This window comes from Enterococcus sp. PLH-Efm8 (assembly GCF_053011625.1).
In genome coordinates this window covers 362,653-378,652 of sequence record NZ_CP172568.1, presented here as the reverse complement: position 1 = coordinate 378,652, position 16,000 = coordinate 362,653, and the positions used below count along the sequence as shown (strand labels likewise).

Below are 16,000 nucleotides of genomic sequence, written 5' to 3'. Positions count from 1 at the left end.
AAAACAACTAAAAAAAGAGTTCAAGACAATAATCCGTCCTAAACTCCTTCTTCCTATCTTACAAAAAGTATGTCACTTACGGTCTTTCATGTCGCCTGTATTGATAACAGGTTGCGTTCCTTTGTCTGTAATGATTGAGACAAGTAAATTATTGATCAATTGGACTTTCCGATCATCGGTGAAATTGATTTCTTGTCCATCTTCGATTTGCTCTAAGGCCATTTGAGTGATTGTGACAGCTCCTTCAACAATGGTTTGTCGAGCAGACAAAATGGCTTTTGCTTGTTGACGTTGGAGCATGGCACTAGCGATTTCTGTTGCATAGGCTAAATGGTTCAAGCGTGTTTCGATTACTTCGACACCTGCTACTGCTAAACGCTCTTGCAGTTCTTTTTGCAACTCGTCAGACACTGCCGTCGTGTTTCCTCGAAGCGTCAAATCATTCTCATTGAATGTATCATACGGGTATTGGCTAGCGATATGCCGAATGGCTGTCTCACTTTGGATTTCTACAAAATCTTGATAATACGCTACATCGAATAATGCCTTTGCTGTATCAACGACTTTAAAGACTACTACTGCTGAGATTTCGATGGGGTTTCCATCCAAATCATTGACTTTTAAAACAGAACTATTGAAATTCCGAACTTTCAACGAAACAGTCATTTTTTGTGCCAAAGGTATCGTAAGGAAAAAGCCATTTTCTCGAATCGTACCTAAATATTGTCCAAAAAACAAAATTACTTTTGCTTGATTAGGACTGACTACAGTTGCCGAACTTAACAACAATAACGTGATCAACCAAAGAAAAATACTTAAAAAAAGTGCCCAAACTTTCGCTTGCCACATGCCTAAATAGAAGAAAAACAATCCAACTAAAGCTAATACGATCAATCCGACAATCCCTGCATAACCATTGATATAAAATGCTCTTTTTTCTCTCATGCTACTTCCTGCGCTCCTTTATCCTTCAATAAATATCTAATGTTACTTTTTTAATTTTTTTTTCGAATACGCGCCATTACACCTTCTAGTTCTAACTCTTTGTCTTCAGTGATGTACCAACCGCTTGCCTGTGTCCCTCCGGCTGCCTGCGGTAAATAATCCAATTTTGTTCGAACCCAGTGCTTTTCTTCTGTAAAATAGTCTTCTACCAAGACCTCTAGATCCATCCCTGCTGAAAGAGGCAAATCTTCCCGAACAGATTTAAAGATAAATCGTTCCTTCTTCCCATCATACTTCAATATTCCTGTATCGATAATCGGTAAAGAATAATAATCCAGCTCTTTCTTCACCGTCAATAAATGTTTGAAAACTTCATGGTACACTTGCTCTAATTGGCGACCTTCTGAATTGTTCGGGTAATTAACCATCACTTTTTCTTTGTCTGGATCATAGAAGGTTTGGCTTAGTTGAGTGATATAAGTATGTAATCTTTCCATTTCTGTCTTTAACTTTTCTCTTTGACCTTCTTCTGCCTTCATATACTTTTTCACCCTGTTTTCTTTATAGATATTTTCTTTCTTATTTTACTATAGTTATGTGCGTTAAGCGATGAAAAACAGCAAAGATTGGAAGGATCTTTGCTGTTTTTTCTTAAAATATCTAGTTGAGTACAGGATCAATCTGTTTCATTGTCCTCTTGATCCGTCGTAATATTGATCGATGTGTCTTTAGCAGTGATCTTTAGCTTTTTCTGTCCTTGTTCTAACAAAGTATTTGTTATTGGCTGGTAGTCTTTTTCAATATAAGATTCACCAGACGTTTGGATAGTATAGCCACTGTTTTCCATCTCATGCAAAGATAAATTACCACCGTTTAGGATGACTTTTCCTTCTTTGCTGATCAAACTGTCTTCTAGATGGAAGTTGCTGTTTTCACCTGTGACGATCAAGTTATCCACATTGGCCTCATCTAGTCGAAGTGAGCCTAATTCATCTTTCGCAGTTATTGTTCCTCCTGTAAATTCATTGAACGATACCCAGCCATCATGTGTCTTAGTATTCACTTTTTTGATTGATACTTCGTTGATATCAATTGCACTATTATTCCCTTCGATTGTCAATTCAGATAATTCATAATCTGCAGGGACAACAATAGTGATTTGTGCACTTGTGTCTTCTAAACTAATGATTGCACCTGTTGATTTTTTGACTGCATTCACAGTCAACACGCCATTTTTCTCCTTTATTTCTGGCTTTTCTGTCTTATCATAAGTCGTTTTTATCTCAAAATCCAATCCGCGTATGACCGAAACTGTTTGATTTTCTGCATGGATGACGATTTTGTTTGCATCCTTGATTTTTTTTGTCTCAGTAACCATATCGATCAACCGAGGACCATTATCCCAAGTCAGACTCTTTTGAGCGCCTAATGTATAAGTTGCACCTGCTAGGAGGCCACCAGTAAGCATCAGACCAATACCGGTAATCAAAAAATGTTTCAATCTCAATTTATGTGTCCTCCTTCAAACGCCCGCTGAATGCAGATCTCTTTTTGTAATAAAACGTCGTCCCATCCATTTAACAAAGTTCATCATGACATAAAAAAGCCCTTTTGTTCCTTTCAGCAACAGTGGCGAAATAAATACTGCGCTTCCTGTGGCGAACAGACCGACACCGATAAAGAATAATCCACTCAGAATCGATTGTCCAAACACACTTATTCCTGATATGATCATGAATAGGCCAACACCTAAGATACTGATACATAAAACATAGATACTAAAAATGAGCGCTAGTAAAGCAACCAATAGTCCCCCAATAACCAATATAAACCCCAGTGCTAGTGGAATGAGGACAGGAGAAGCAAATAAACCGATAATGATTAACCAAATCAGGCGAATTTGTCTTTTTGGATTTTTCACTAACTCGTTTTCTGCTTGTTCTTCTTCTGAAAAGTAACTGATTTTTAATTTTAAGGCAAACTGCTTTGGTGTACCATATTCATCAATGATCTGATCTAATGTTTTTCCAGAATCTAAAAAATATTCCTCATAATACTGGATCAAATCAAAACGATCGTCTTCAGGAATTTCTTGAAGATGATCCACAACTTCATTCAAATATTCATTCATTTGTGCTCTCCTCCAATAACCGGTCTAAAGAATCTCGAAAAACAATCCATTCATCAATAATTTCTTCTAAATGACGACTTCCCATTGGTGTCAACGAGTAATATCGACGGTTTCTGCCTTCAAAAGGTTCATCATAGGTCTCAAGATATCCTTCTTTTTTCAATCTTCTCAAAACCGGATATAGTGTAGATTCACTGACAGAGAGACTTTCTTGTACGATTTTTGTTAAGGCATACCCATACATATCTTCCTTGCTTAATGCTGCTAACACAGTACCATCAAGAAGAACAGTTGGAATCTGGATGTGCATTACGTCACCTTCTATTCTCAAGTGTAATATTTTATTTCAATCTATATTATACAACATATAATATAGTTTCAAAATCAGTTTGTCAAATACAAAAAAACTGACTAAAAGATTTGATCCTTTTTAGTCAGCAAAAAAATGGCTTCTCTTTGATTTTTATTATAACAGTGGCATAATCCAATTTGTCCACATCCAGCTCAGTGGCATGATAACGATCATTGCAGGTATCATGTCAGCTACTGGGAACATTTTCACGTTGATCATTCTAAAACCGGTAGCGACCATCAAGAATCCGCCGCAAGCTTTAAAATCTAAGATCATGTCTGGTGTAGTCAATGGATAAATAAATTTTGCCAATAAGAACAAAATATAAAAAATAATGAATTGGGGAATTGCTATCACAGAAACGACATACCCTAAATTACACGCAAAAATAGCTGCTGTGAAAAAATCAAGGACAGATTTAGAAATCAAAATCGTACTGTCTCCTGTCATTCCAGAATCTAAACTTCCATAGATCCCCGTACCACTTGCACAAAATAGAACAATGACCGTCACTAATGTACTGATAAATTCATCGTGGGTCATACCAAGCTTTTCACTAGGGAAGATTTTAGAAATAGGTACTTGCATCAGCGCAGCCCCCTTATTTATCCCATTACCTAAATGAACAATCAGACCAATCGCTGTTCCTATCACTAAAGCAAAAATAACAGCCGGCATATTTTTCATCGGCGCAATGGAATAGATTCCCATCCCCATCGAACACACACCAAAAACCATCGTCAGCTGTGCTTTAAAATGTTCACTTAATTTATTTCCTACTAATCCGCCAATTAGTCCGCCAAGCAAAACGGAACCTACATTGATCAAAACTCCAGTTGGCATCAAAAAAACTCCTCTCTTTTTCTACGAAGCGAAAAAAATCAGAAAAATTTCTGTAATTATTGCTTTCGCTGCAAGAAAGATTGTAACAGACAGAGAAGATTACACCAATTCATTTTTTGTGTTAAAGTATTCTTTATTGGAATAAGTAGGAGGAATATGATGGATATCCATAAATTCGAAGTTTTTCTTGATTTAGCCGAAACAATGAATTTCACCAAAACTGCTGATCGACAATTCACCACCCAAGGAAATATTTCTAAACAGATTCTTTCGTTAGAAACAGAATTAGACGTCAAATTATTCGAACGCGCCCATAGAAAAATCGAATTGACCGAAGCTGGAAGCTTATTGCTCCCATATGTAAAAAATGTCGTAGAACAATACCATGCTATGCAAGAAGTGCTTGAAACCTATACGAAAGACAACAATCTTTCATTAAATATCTTAACGATACCGACAATGATCAATTATAAAGGTTTTTCCAAAATCACCGACTTTTTGAAACGCCATCCTGAATTTACAGTCCAGTTGAAAGAAGTGGAAAGTGTCGAATTAACTTACAATGACGCCAATGAACATAGTGACACGATCCACTTTGCTAGAAGTTTCCAGGCCCCGCCGAGTTCGATTGAGTGGTTGCCTACTGAAACAGACGATTTTGTAGCAGTTCTACCTAAAAATCATCCTTTAGCTAGTAAAAAGAAATTGGATCTAAGCGAACTGAAAAAGGAGAACTTTTTGCTACTTGGCCCCACTACGAACTTGTATCAACCTGTACTAGATCTGTGTCGCGAAGCTGGATTTGAACCAAAAATCTCTTATAAAGGAGCAAGAATCGACTTGATCATCAATATGATTGCAAATGACATGGGGATTGCTATTGTTATGGAAAAAACAGTCAAGAATCTATTAAAAGAAAATACTGTGATTCTCCCTATTTCTCCAACAACAGAGAGTTATCTTGCATTTACTCGTAAAGTCGGTGAGCATTCTTTGGCTTCAGATACATTTTGGGAGTATTTAAATCAAGAAGAAAACTAAGCCCTACATTTTCTGTCCATCTATCCACCCCAAAAAAGAGAGCGACGCATGACTTTCGCTCTCTTTCTTACATCGTGCCATTGATTCAATGACACATCTAACGTTTCTCGTATTTCAATAGAAGATCAGCGATTTTATGCCGGAAGAACATTAAGAGCAATTCGCTAATCACAAAAAAACGTCTAAAAATCCCTAAAAACCTTCACTAGAATTTTTAGGTATTTTGTTCTTTTTTCCTATTATTTGCTTAAACGTATTATTGCTGTCGTCCCTACTCCTTCGATACTGCTATAATCGATACGTCCATCATGTAGTTCTAGAATTTTTTTGACCAGTGAAAGCCCTAGTCCATTCCCAGAAATCTGACGGCTTGTATCTCCTTGATAAAATTTTTCAAACATTCGATCTCGGGTCTCTTCATTCATTCCTACACCTGAATCGGTCACTTCCAGTACGATCTCTGTGGCTGTCTCAAATAATTTGATATGAATCTTTCCATTGACTTGATTGTACTTTATGGCGTTATCCATGATATTCAGCCACACTTGGTACAAAAACTCTTCATTACCTGTATAGTTTACTGCAGCAAGTTCGATATCCAATTCTAGCTGTTCTTTTTCCCATTTAGGCTGCAAAAAAACGATTACTTCTCTGATTTGTTCATCTAATCGATACTCTTTCTTTTCCAGTTGGATACGCTGGTTTTCCAGTTTGTTTAATTTTAAAATGTTCTCTGTTAATTGTGAAAGCTGCGTGATACTTTCGATGACCCGATATAAAAATATTTGGCGTTCTTCGTCAGAAAGATTTGGGGCTTGTAACAATTGAACATATCCTTGGATTGTTGCTAGTGGTGTTTTGAATTCATGGGATACACTGGACACAAAGTCATTCCTCAGTGTCTCGATACTATTGAGTTCTTGGACCATAACGTTGAAATCTTTATACAGTTGCTGTACTTCTGCTACTTTCTGCTGTTCATCCATTCGAATCGAAAAATCTCCCGTTGCTACCAGACTCATATTTGTCCCTAGCGCACTGATTGGATGCAGGATACGCCGCCCAACAAAAATCGATATTCCTGTACCCACGACCATACTGAACCCCGCAAAGACGAATAACGGGTATAACGTTGGTTTTCCAGCCGATTCAGCAGGCGAGATAGAATGTCGAGACAATAAGAAAATAAAACCAAGAAAACACAGCAGTGTTACTAAGATCGAAATAAATACGATACTAGCAAAATAGATCCATAATTGTGAAAATAGCTTCTTTTTCATCTTTAAATAACCGCCTTATAGCCTAGTCCCCGTACTGTGATGATTTGAAAATCTTCTGTCTTTTCAAAACGGGTCCTTAAACGTTTGATATGTACATCGATCGTTCGTTCTTCTGTATTCGTGTCTAATCCCCAAATATCGTCCATCAACTGCTGGCGAGTGAAAATCTTGTTTGGATAAGACAGTAATTTATACAGAAGCAGAAATTCTTTTTGAGGCAGAATAAAAGAATGCTGATTTTGTACCACTGTATAAGTATCCAGCTCTAATTTTGTTTGCCCAATCGTCAAGATACTGCTGTAATTGATTTTTGAACGTCGAAGCAATGCTTCCACACGCAGGATCATTTCATTGACATCGATGGGTTTTGTCATATAATCATCTGCACCTAATTTGAATCCACGTTTCTTGTCCTCGAAATCAGCCTTTGCTGTAATCATCAGAACTGGCATGTCGAATCTGGCGTTACGTAATGATCCTACCAAGTCATAGCCATCCATTTCAGGCATCATGACATCTGTAATGATCAATTCTATATGTGTCGCTTCTAGTTTTTTCAGCGCATCCTCTCCATTCAGTGCGGTGATGACTGAAAAGCCCGCTCGTTCCAACACAGAACGGTAAAGCAACTGTAATTGCGGATCATCTTCTACTACTAAAATACGATTCATTGATCTCCCTCTGTTTTTTGAAAAATTTCTAGATTTTTTCTTGTAGTTCATCTTCAGTTAACATTTATTTCGTATACTACGATCATTGTTCTGATATACTTATTAGTATACCGAATATTTCAATACGGGAGAAGGGTGATTATGCTTCAATTAAAAGATATAAAAAAATATTATAAAGTCGGCGAAACCACCACCAAAGCATTGGATGGTGTGTCTGTCGCTTTCAGACAAAAAGAATTCGTAGCGATTTTAGGTCCTAGTGGTTCTGGTAAAACGACTATGCTGAATGTGATTGGTGGACTAGATAATTATGATTCCGGTGATATGGTAATCAACGGAAAGTCTACTAAAGACTTTAAGGACAGTGACTGGGATGCCTACCGAAACAACTCTATCGGTTTCATTTTTCAAAGTTACAACTTGATTGGTCATCTAGGCATTATTGAAAACGTTGAGCTTGGGATGACATTAAGTGGTGTTTCTAAAGACGAAAAACGAAAACGGGCAGAAGATGCATTGCACCGGGTCGGCTTGACAGATCATATGCATAAAAAGCCAAATCAGTTATCTGGTGGACAAATGCAGCGAGTGGCCATCGCTCGAGCACTAGCCAATGACCCAGATATCCTTTTGTGCGATGAACCAACCGGAGCGTTAGATACAGAAACAAGTATCCAGATCATGGAATTGATCCAAGAGTTATCGAAAGAAAAATTAGTGATCATGGTCACACATAATCCTGAACTGGCCCATCAATACGCAGATCGGATCATTGAATTTTCTGATGGTAAGATCTTAACAGATTCCCATCCTCACATCGAACGGCCAAAAGATGATCAATTTAACTTACGCAGAACAAAGATGAGTTTTTGGACAGCGTTGAAGCTTTCCTTCAACAATATCCGAACAAAAAAAGGACGTACTTTCTTGACCTCCTTTGCTTCCAGTATTGGGATCATCGGAATCGCGATCGTTCTGTCCCTTTCTTCTGGATTCCAAAAACAAATCGATAACACGCAAGCTGAAACGATGGCGAAATTTCCGATTACTATTTCTAAGGTAACGACTAACCAGACTCGTGACGATGCCGGATTGGGTGCAAGCAAAGCGGATTATCCAGACAGCAAAACGATTACTGCAAAAGTCAGCGAAGAAGATAAAGCACAGCACACGAATAAGATTGATCAAACATACGTCGATTACGTAACAGACATCGATCCTAACTTAAGTAATAATATCGGATTTACCCGTACTACAGGAATCAATCTTTTACGTGATGTAAATGGCAAAGTACAGCCTGTCAGCTTCTCGAATCAAAATCCTGATACGGAATCTCTTTCTTTATCTAGTACGATGTCAGCAATGACAGGTGTGGGAGTGTCAAGTTTCCCTACACAGCTTGACACTAGCAAAGAAAACTTTTTAAAAGACAATTATTCTTTACTTGCCGGAAGTTATCCAGCCTCAGCAACAGATGTCGTGCTGATCGTAGACGGCAATAATAATACTAATATCAACGCATTGAAGAATCTTGGATTTGATGTGAAAGAAGACGAAAAACTTGATTTTGATGATATCGTTGGTACAACATTCAAATTAGTAAACAACAATACTTACTATACAAAACTTCCAACTGGGAATTTTATCCCTAATACAGATTATGATGCGATGTATCAGAATGCTTCTGATGAATTGAAGATCTCGGGGATCCTACGCGTGAAATCTTCTTCTACAATGAATCTCTTATCTCCAGGAATCGCTTATAGCGATCAATTAACGACTCAAATCGTCAACGAAAACAAAGAATCAGAAATCGTCAAAGCTCAAAGAGACAGTGATGTAAATGTCTTAACTACTGAAAAAGTTGACGAAAATGCCAAACAAACATTGCTTAGTTATTTAGGTGGAGACAGCTTGCCTTCAAGTATCATGATTTATCCGAACAATTTTGAAGACAAAGAAAAGATCTTGGATTATCTAGATGATTACAATAAAGGCAAATCAGATGAAGATAAAATCATTTATACTGATTTAGCTGGAACGATGACTGAACTGACTGGCGGATTGATGGATGCTATCACTTATGTCCTTATTGCTTTTGCAGGGATCTCTTTAGTAACAAGTATGATCATGATCAGTATCATTACTTATACATCTGTGATTGAACGGACAAAAGAAATCGGTGTACTAAAAGCTTTAGGTGCACGTAAAAAAGACATCACTCGCGTATTTGACGCAGAAACGTGTATTTTAGGTATTTCTTCTGGGATATTAGGTGTGTTTATTGCATGGCTAGCTACATTCCCTATCAATAGCATCTTATACAACATGACGGATCTAAAAAATGTTGCTCAACTAAATCCTGTCCATGCGATTATTCTAGTGATCGTCTCTACTATATTGACGATGCTTGGCGGTCATCTTCCTGCACGAATGGCAGCGAAAAAAGACGCCGCTATCGCTTTGCGTGCAGAATAAGGTTGTGACAACCACATTTAGATTTGAGTCATAAGAGCGCTGAAATAGTAGAAAACAGCAAGAAACGAGGAAGTAATATGTTCCTTGTTTCGCGCTGTTTTTTTTAATTATTTTTTATAATTCTGGTATACTTTTCTTTCCTTTGTACCACAACTCTTCTGGCGTATACCTGTCTTTTCCATTTATGAATACTGTTCCATCTGCTTCAATCGTTACTTCAGTCCCAATCCACATATTACGAGAAAGTGCGAGAAGATTTTTTCTTTTTCCTCTTCCTTTTTTTCCAAATTGCAAGTCATCGGTTATCTCTTCTGTCCAATGAGATTTCACGTATTTTACTTCTCCGTTTTCAAATGTAACTTTCAAAATATTCGCTATATTTTCCACTTTTGCTGCTTTAGGAAATGACTCCTCCATTTTTTTCACTTTCCTTCCTCCAACACTAAGTATGCGCTTTCTTTTATTGATAAGTATATCATAGTTTATTCTATTATCAAAAAAACGCATCCATTCCATTGTAGAATACTTTACCGAACAAGTTGAATTGTTTTCCTCTTTTTCACCTTTTACTATAGATAGGTAAAGACAACTAAGGAGGAATCTCTCATGACAGATCAACCGTATGATTTAAGAAAAGTCATCGAAGAACTAAAAACACTTCCAGGTCAATATCACGAAACAGATATTGAAATCGATCCTGAAGCAGAATTATCTGGTGTTTACCGTTATATCGGTGCTGGCGGTACAGTAAAACGTCCGACTCAAGAAGGACCAGCTATGACTTTCAACAATATCAAAGGTTTCCCCGGCACACGTGTGAACATCGGAACAATGGCTAGTCGTAAACGTGTAGGTGAAATTTTGCACCATGATTATCGAACACTTGGTCGTTTCTTGAAAGACGCTGTAGAAAATCCAATCAAACCTGTGAAAGTAGACAAAGCAGACGCTCCAGCACAAGAAGTCGTTCATCTAGCTACCGATGCAGACTTCGATATTCGCAACATTTTGCCTGCACCTACAAATACTCCTGAAGATGCTGGTCCATACATCACAATGGGTGTAGTCTTAGGATCAGATCCAGAAAAAACAATGAGCGATGTAACGATCCATCGTATGGTTCTAGAAGATAAAGATACGATCGGTATGTACATCATGCCTGGCGGACGCCACATTGGTCACTTCCAAAAACAATTCGAAGCCTTGAATAAACCAATGCCTATCACTATCAATATTGGTTTAGATCCAGCAATTGCCATTGGCACGACTTTCGAACCACCTACCACTCCACTTGGCTACAATGAACTATGGTGTGCAGGAGCTTTGCGTAACGAACCTATTCAAATCGTTGATGGTATAGCAGTCGATGAAGTGGGTATTGCTCGTGCTGAATTCATCATTGAAGCAGAAATCATGCCAAATGAAACAATGCAAGAAGATATCAACACGAACTCAGGAAAAGCAATGCCAGAATTTCCTGGCTATACTGGGGATGCTAATCCAGCTGTACAAGTAGTGAAAGTCAAAGCAGTTACTCACCGAAAAGACAATCCAATCATGCAAACAACGATTGGTCCCAGTGAAGAACACGTATCTATGGCCGGTATTCCTACAGAAGCAAGTATTCTTGCCTTGGTCGATAAAGCTATTCCAGGAAAAGTAGTAAATGTCTACAATCCTCCTGCAGGTGGTGGTAAATTGATGACCATCATGCAAATCCGTAAAGAAAACGAAGCGGATGAAGGTATTCAGCGTCAAGCAGCTATTCTTGCTTTATCAGCCTTCAAAGAATTGAAGACAGTCATTTTAGTCGATGAAGATGTTGATATTTTCGACATGAACGATGTAGTTTGGACTTTCAACACTCGTTTCCAAGGAGATAAAGACGTCATTGTGATCCCAGGAATGAGAAACCATCCATTGGACCCATCAGAATTACCAGAATATAATCCTGGCTCTATTCGTTTCCGTGGGATGAGTGCAAAAACTATCTTTGACGGTACAGTTCCTTTCGATATGAAAGAACATTTTGTACGTGCAAAATTCCAAGAAGTAAAAGATTGGGAAAAATATTTGAAATAATGAATGATCTGCAACTGTTTTGACATCATAAAAAGGAGTGCGGAAAATGGAACAATTGGCACAACGGAAGAAAAAAATCGTGATTGGTGTAAGTGGCGCTTCAGGCACCATTTATGCCATCAACCTAGTGAAGAAACTAAAAGAATATCCGATGATAGAAACACACGGAATCATCAGTCCATGGGCAAAACAGAACTTAAAGCTGGAATCCGACTTATCACTAAATGAATTCGAAAGCCTGTTTGATTACCATTATTCAAACAAAGATTTAGGTGCTGCTGTCGCCAGCGGATCATTTTTGACCGATGGAATGATCATCGTACCAGCAAGTATGAAAACAGTCGCAGGTATCTCTGTTGGTTTAGGCGACAATCTTATTGCACGTGCTGCTGATGTAACAATGAAGGAGCAACGAAAGTTAGTCATTGTTCCTCGTGAAACGCCATTAAATGCCATTCACTTGGAAAACTTGACTAAATTAGCACGACTAGGTGTGCAAATCATACCACCAATTCCTGCTTTTTATAATCAGCCTCAAACGATCCAAGATCTTGTTAATCACCATACAATGAAACTTTTGGATCAATTTGGAATTGTAAATGAGCATTCAAAACGTTGGCAGGGTGATTAATATGGAAAAAGAAACGATAGTTGAAGTAACCAAACTAGGTTTCACGATCCAAGCTGCTGTTAAAGTAATCGGTAAAGACTTATTGATCACTTTAACAGGCGGAGATACACCACATATCGGAACAGTCACTACATTTTCTCGTGATACAGAGATGCAAACTGTACGTTTCCCTAGCCACGATGGTTGGTTCCATAAAGACGATGTCTTAGCCGAAAAAATAGCTGTGATCATCAAAACTGCCGTTCCGGGAAGTTGTACGATTACTTCCGGTATCCATGTTGACCATATCTCCAATGCACAAATCAACGCCTCTTTTCCGATGTCAGAAGAGTTAGGTTACAAGATTTTAGATTGGTTGGAAAAAATAGATTTCCATATCAAAGAACCAGTTTATTATAAAGATGGTGAAAAACCATTATGAAAGAAGAGGTTGTGAAATCAGCGTTATGACCTGAGTATGAGAGAAAAAAATGGAAAAATAGCTTCTCATATTTTGCCGTTTTTGAGCTAATACCGAGGGACAGCTGATTGAACGCCGTTTATCAAGAGGTTGTGATAAAGCCGCTTCGTTTCGAGTAGTAAGAAAAATTTTGTAAACATGGGTTTCCACATTTTTGCATAAATTTGACTTACTACCGAGAAACTGGCTTTTGAACACCGTTTATCAAGAGGTTGTGACACGTCTTTTGTCACAACCTCTTTTATTTTTGCTTCACTGTAACTGCTACAATATCACCGATTTCTTTACCGATGTTTTTACGAATATCTTTTCGTAGTCCAAGGATGTAGCAGACTGAACCATCTGGATTTTTCACACCCATATTCACGATACTGCCTTCGTACGGCACATTGTCAAAAGTTGCTTGGACTTTAACTCTTCCAGCACCGAATTCTTTTCTTATATCATACGGAAAAATAATATATGCCCCGCCCTTGCCGACTTCGGAAGCATAGATTTTTGATTCAAAAGAATAAATTTCCCTCATTTTATTTCTCCTATTTTTTACATCTAGTATAGCATAGCAAAAAAAAGAAGGAACTGTGACAAAAGTCTTGTCGCAGTTCCTTTTTTCGAATAAACGGTGTTCTCCTGCCAACTCCTCGGTCACAAGTCACAATATTCAACAAACATGAGAAGCTGTTTTTTGAAATTGCTCCTTGTGACTCAGAGTTAAACGGCAGGCTCACAACCTCTTCCTTAAACGGTGTTCAAAAGCTTGCATCTACGGCACTAACCCCAATCAGATGAAAAATATGGAGTGCTATTTTTATCTGATTGTTCTTACTGCTTGATGCAGAGCAGCTTTTTCACAACCTCCTACACGGTGTTCAAAATATTATTCGCCTTTTGCTTCTTTCACTAATTTTGCGAATGCTTGTTGTTGGAATTCAGCAGCTAAGGCTTTCGTACGTTGTTCTTGCTCTGCTTTGCTCATTTTTGGATTTTCAGTCATTGCTTTTACCATACCGTCTTGAACATAAGCTTTTGCTTCACTTTCCATCGTACTTTGCTGTTTCTTAACTAATTCAGCTAACTTGGCTGCTTGGTCCGTACTTAATTCTACCCATGTCTCTGGGATTTTGAATGTATTCACTCGGCTGTCATATTCGTGATTGTTATCAGCAATATTGAACCAGAATTTATACATGTCGTTTTTGTATTCCCAATAAGTAGTTTTCGTCACTTTTTCAGCATCGCCGTCTGTCTTTTCTACTTTATTTGTTTCGTTATCCGTACCAGTTGCTTTTGGTTTTTCTTGTTTTTCATTTGTTCGGTAAAGATACACTTTTTCTTTTCCATTCCCTAAAGCTTTATACAAAAGCATATCTGCTCCTTGGGAATCAGCACTGGAAACAATTTTTTCTGTTTTTGTTTCCGTTACTTTTTCCATTCCAAAGTGATTGGACAAATTAGCGACGATCAAACTTAGTGAAGCGACGAAGATTAGTCCGAAAATCAAAGATAAAAAGGTTTGCCATGTTTTTTTAGCGAACACGTTCGTTAAAGCAAAAGCAAGCAAGCTGACAATCAAAACTCCAATAATCATGCATTATCCCCCGCTTTCGTTAGAACAGGTTCTTTTTTCTTCAATAAAAAGGCAATAATAAAGCCAAGGATCCCAAAGATGATCGCTACGATAAACGCGGCATGGTAACCTGACAGTGTGGCATTGATTGCCTGATCTTTATAAGCTAATGGTGTATTATCCAATACAGATTTGCTTGGGATATTTGCTTTTGTCACATTCGTCAACACACTGATCAAAATAGCTGTACCAATCGAGCTTGCGATTTGACGGAATGTATTATTTACCGCTGTCCCGTGACTGATCAAGTTATTTGGCAATGCATTCATACCAGAAGTCGTTACCGGCATCATGACCATGGAGATCCCAAACATACGGATCGCATAAAGGATCACGATATATAAAACTGGAGTCGTTTTTGTCAAGAAAGCAAATGGTGCAGTTGCGGCTGTCAAAATGAACATCCCTGTGATGGCTAAACGTTTCGCGCCATATTTATCGAAAATCGCACCCGTAACAGGCATCATAGCCCCCATGATCAATGCACCCGGCAACAACATCAAGCCAGAATGGAATGCTGATTCTCCACGAATATTTTGAATATACAATGGTACGACCATTTCTGCCCCTACCATCGCCATATTTGTTACACCAGCTAAAACAGCGGCAATCGTGAATGTAGATGATTTGAATACGCGAAGTTCCAAGAATGGATGTTCCAAATGTAATTGACGCCATGAAAACAATGCGATGAAAATCACACCAACAACTAAGAAACCAATTACTTTCAAGCTTCCCCAGCCGTCATCTCCTACACTAGAAAATCCGTAAAGCAAACTACCGAATCCAATCGTTGATAAAATAGCGGATAAAATATCAATGCTAGGATTTGACAATGGAATAACGCTCTTCATTAGGAAGAATGCTAAAACCAAGACAAGAACAACGATTGGCAGTACCATACCAAACAAGTCACGCCAATGGTAGTTATCAATGATATAACCAGATAATGTAGGGCCTAAAGCAGGAGCAAGTCCAATAACGATCCCTGACATCCCCATTGCTGATCCTCTTTTTTCTGGCGGGAAAATAGATAGCATGATATTTTGCAATAATGGCATCGATACTCCCACACCGCAAGCTTGGATCAAGCGACCGATTAGTAATGTACTAAAATTAGGTGCTGTAAAGCAAGTAATCGTTCCGATCAAAAAGATCGTCATGGCAGAAAGATATAAATTTCTTGAACTGAATTTATTGATCAGCCATGCTGTTATTGGGATCATAATCCCGTTGACTAGCAAGAAACCAGTCGTTAACCATTGCACATCAGACGCTGAAATATCGAAAGCTTTCATCAATGTAGGAAAAGCTGTCGTCAATAAGGTCTGATTCAAAACGGTACAAAATGTACCAATTAATAAGACAACAACTAAAAGTGTCCGATTATATGGTTTTCCGTAAATATCTACGGGTTGGTTGTTACTCATATTTCTCCTTCTTTCTGAATTTTTTCTGA

General features: G+C 38.1%; 17 protein-coding genes. 5 read left to right on the top strand and 12 right to left on the bottom strand.

Annotated elements, in window-relative coordinates:
• Window positions 1-72 precede the first annotated feature (72 nt).
• The 6 genes from ACIFUW_RS01840 to ACIFUW_RS01815 form a co-directional block, all read right to left on the bottom strand.
• Window positions 73-945, bottom strand: coding sequence for an SPFH domain-containing protein (locus ACIFUW_RS01840; RefSeq protein WP_002301710.1), 873 nt, complete (start codon window positions 943-945; stop codon window positions 73-75).
• Between the two features lie 50 nt (window positions 946-995).
• The gene (locus ACIFUW_RS01835) at window positions 996-1,484 is read right to left on the bottom strand and encodes a DUF5348 domain-containing protein (protein WP_002301711.1); all 489 of its coding nucleotides are present in this window, start codon (window positions 1,482-1,484) and stop codon (window positions 996-998) included.
• A 137-nt stretch (window positions 1,485-1,621) separates the two neighbouring features.
• Window positions 1,622-2,413: a DUF4097 family beta strand repeat-containing protein gene (locus ACIFUW_RS01830; RefSeq protein ID WP_002321458.1), complete on the bottom strand. Its 792-nt coding sequence runs from the start codon at window positions 2,411-2,413 to the stop codon at window positions 1,622-1,624.
• Window positions 2,414-2,467: 54 nt separating this feature from the next.
• A complete protein-coding gene (locus tag ACIFUW_RS01825) occupies window positions 2,468-3,076 on the bottom strand; it encodes a DUF1700 domain-containing protein (RefSeq protein WP_002286313.1) in 609 nt (202 codons plus the stop codon).
• Window positions 3,069-3,386 carry a PadR family transcriptional regulator gene (locus ACIFUW_RS01820; RefSeq protein WP_002286315.1) on the bottom strand — a complete coding sequence of 106 codons (318 nt, stop codon included), beginning with the start codon at window positions 3,384-3,386 and terminating at the stop codon, window positions 3,069-3,071. Before ACIFUW_RS01820 ends, ACIFUW_RS01825 begins: the two co-directional genes overlap by 8 nt.
• A gap of 156 nt (window positions 3,387-3,542) precedes the next feature.
• Entirely contained in the window at window positions 3,543-4,271 is a 729-nt protein-coding gene (locus tag ACIFUW_RS01815; protein WP_002294613.1) for a DUF554 domain-containing protein, read from the bottom strand.
• A gap of 159 nt (window positions 4,272-4,430) precedes the next feature.
• Between ACIFUW_RS01815 and ACIFUW_RS01810 the strand changes: the two genes are divergently transcribed.
• Complete coding sequence (locus ACIFUW_RS01810) at window positions 4,431-5,312, top strand: LysR family transcriptional regulator (protein WP_002301715.1); 882 nt, start codon at window positions 4,431-4,433, stop codon at window positions 5,310-5,312.
• A 239-nt stretch (window positions 5,313-5,551) separates the two neighbouring features.
• Here the strand turns inward: ACIFUW_RS01810 and ACIFUW_RS01805 are convergent, their stop codons facing one another.
• Window positions 5,552-6,592: a HAMP domain-containing sensor histidine kinase gene (locus ACIFUW_RS01805; protein WP_002301716.1), complete on the bottom strand. Its 1,041-nt coding sequence runs from the start codon at window positions 6,590-6,592 to the stop codon at window positions 5,552-5,554.
• Between the two features lie 2 nt (window positions 6,593-6,594).
• Window positions 6,595-7,263 (bottom strand): response regulator transcription factor, encoded by a 669-nt coding sequence (locus ACIFUW_RS01800; protein ID WP_002297412.1) that lies wholly within the window; start codon window positions 7,261-7,263, stop codon window positions 6,595-6,597.
• A gap of 141 nt (window positions 7,264-7,404) precedes the next feature.
• On the opposite strand from ACIFUW_RS01800, the gene ACIFUW_RS01795 reads away from it, so the two are divergent.
• Window positions 7,405-9,741, top strand: coding sequence for an ABC transporter ATP-binding protein/permease (locus tag ACIFUW_RS01795; RefSeq protein ID WP_002297413.1), 2,337 nt, complete (start codon window positions 7,405-7,407; stop codon window positions 9,739-9,741).
• A gap of 114 nt (window positions 9,742-9,855) precedes the next feature.
• On the opposite strand, the gene ACIFUW_RS01790 is transcribed toward ACIFUW_RS01795, so the two are convergent.
• Window positions 9,856-10,167 (bottom strand): hypothetical protein, encoded by a 312-nt coding sequence (locus tag ACIFUW_RS01790; protein WP_002302339.1) that lies wholly within the window; start codon window positions 10,165-10,167, stop codon window positions 9,856-9,858.
• 180 nt (window positions 10,168-10,347) lie between these two features.
• On the opposite strand from ACIFUW_RS01790, the gene ACIFUW_RS01785 reads away from it, so the two are divergent.
• Genes ACIFUW_RS01785 through lpdD form a run of 3 tightly spaced genes read left to right on the top strand, consistent with a single transcriptional unit; the run spans window position 10,348 to window position 12,875 of the window.
• Complete coding sequence (locus ACIFUW_RS01785; RefSeq protein ID WP_002302338.1) at window positions 10,348-11,823, top strand: UbiD family decarboxylase; 1,476 nt, start codon at window positions 10,348-10,350, stop codon at window positions 11,821-11,823.
• A 46-nt stretch (window positions 11,824-11,869) separates the two neighbouring features.
• Window positions 11,870-12,454, top strand: a complete 585-nt coding sequence (locus ACIFUW_RS01780) for a UbiX family flavin prenyltransferase (protein WP_002302336.1) — start codon at window positions 11,870-11,872, stop codon at window positions 12,452-12,454.
• A 1-nt stretch (window position 12,455) separates the two neighbouring features.
• A complete protein-coding gene (gene lpdD / locus ACIFUW_RS01775) occupies window positions 12,456-12,875 on the top strand; it encodes a prenylated flavin chaperone LpdD (RefSeq protein ID WP_085811458.1) in 420 nt (139 codons plus the stop codon).
• A 280-nt stretch (window positions 12,876-13,155) separates the two neighbouring features.
• Here lpdD and ACIFUW_RS01770 read toward each other — a convergent pair whose 3' ends face one another.
• The 3 genes from ACIFUW_RS01770 to ACIFUW_RS01760 all read right to left on the bottom strand — a co-directional run bounded on the left by ACIFUW_RS01770 (window position 13,156) and on the right by ACIFUW_RS01760 (window position 15,971).
• Window positions 13,156-13,440 carry a DUF1905 domain-containing protein gene (locus ACIFUW_RS01770; protein ID WP_002286335.1) on the bottom strand — a complete coding sequence of 95 codons (285 nt, stop codon included), beginning with the start codon at window positions 13,438-13,440 and terminating at the stop codon, window positions 13,156-13,158.
• 351 nt (window positions 13,441-13,791) lie between these two features.
• Complete coding sequence (locus ACIFUW_RS01765) at window positions 13,792-14,502, bottom strand: DUF4811 domain-containing protein (protein WP_002286342.1); 711 nt, start codon at window positions 14,500-14,502, stop codon at window positions 13,792-13,794.
• A complete protein-coding gene (locus tag ACIFUW_RS01760) occupies window positions 14,499-15,971 on the bottom strand; it encodes an MDR family MFS transporter (protein WP_002293204.1) in 1,473 nt (490 codons plus the stop codon). The genes ACIFUW_RS01765 and ACIFUW_RS01760 overlap by 4 nt, the downstream gene beginning before the upstream one ends.
• Window positions 15,972-16,000 lie beyond the last annotated feature (29 nt).